Below are 517 nucleotides of genomic sequence, written 5' to 3'. Positions count from 1 at the left end.
CTTCAATCAAGTGCTCTACCAACTGAGCTATCAGACCATAATAATATTTTAAACTAACGGTCCCGACGGGAATCGAACCCGCGATCTCCTCCGTGACAGGGAGGCGTGATAACCGCTACACTACGGGACCAAATATTTTTGAAACAAAATTCTAATGGAGAATGAGGGGCTCGAACCCCCGACATCCTGCTTGTAAGGCAGACGCTCTCCCAGCTGAGCTAATTCTCCTAGAATAATGACCCGTACGGGACTCGAACCCGTGTTACCGCCGTGAAAGGGCGGTGTCTTAACCGCTTGACCAACGGGCCATAATATAAGTTTTTTTACGGAGAGTAAGGGATTCGAACCCTCGAAACAGTTTCCTGTTTACACGATTTCCAATCGTGCTCCTTCGGCCTCTCGGACAACTCTCCATGGGCAAGGAACTCTACCAACTCCGCAAGTAGGACTCGAACCTACGACATCTTGATTAACAGTCAAGCGCTACTACCAACTGAGCTATTGCGGAATAAAAATA

At 48.0% G+C, this 517-nt stretch carries 5 tRNA genes; all 5 read right to left on the bottom strand.

Going from position 1 to position 517, the window contains the following annotated elements:
- Nucleotides 1-57: 57 nt before the first annotated feature.
- Nucleotides 58-130 (bottom strand) — tRNA-Asp (locus tag HMPREF3116_RS03935).
- 25 nt (nucleotides 131-155) lie between these two features.
- Nucleotides 156-228, bottom strand: a tRNA-Val gene (locus HMPREF3116_RS03930).
- 8 nt (nucleotides 229-236) lie between these two features.
- Nucleotides 237-308, bottom strand: a tRNA-Glu gene (locus HMPREF3116_RS03925).
- A gap of 18 nt (nucleotides 309-326) precedes the next feature.
- Nucleotides 327-413, bottom strand: a tRNA-Ser gene (locus tag HMPREF3116_RS03920).
- 21 nt (nucleotides 414-434) lie between these two features.
- Nucleotides 435-508 (bottom strand) — tRNA-Asn (locus HMPREF3116_RS03915).
- Nucleotides 509-517: the final 9 nt, after the last annotated feature.

This window comes from Aerococcus sp. HMSC10H05 (assembly GCF_001806975.1).
In the GTDB taxonomy this organism is placed as follows: Bacteria; Bacillota; Bacilli; order Lactobacillales; family Aerococcaceae; genus Aerococcus; species Aerococcus viridans_B.
This window is presented reverse-complemented; position numbering and strand designations above follow the sequence as displayed.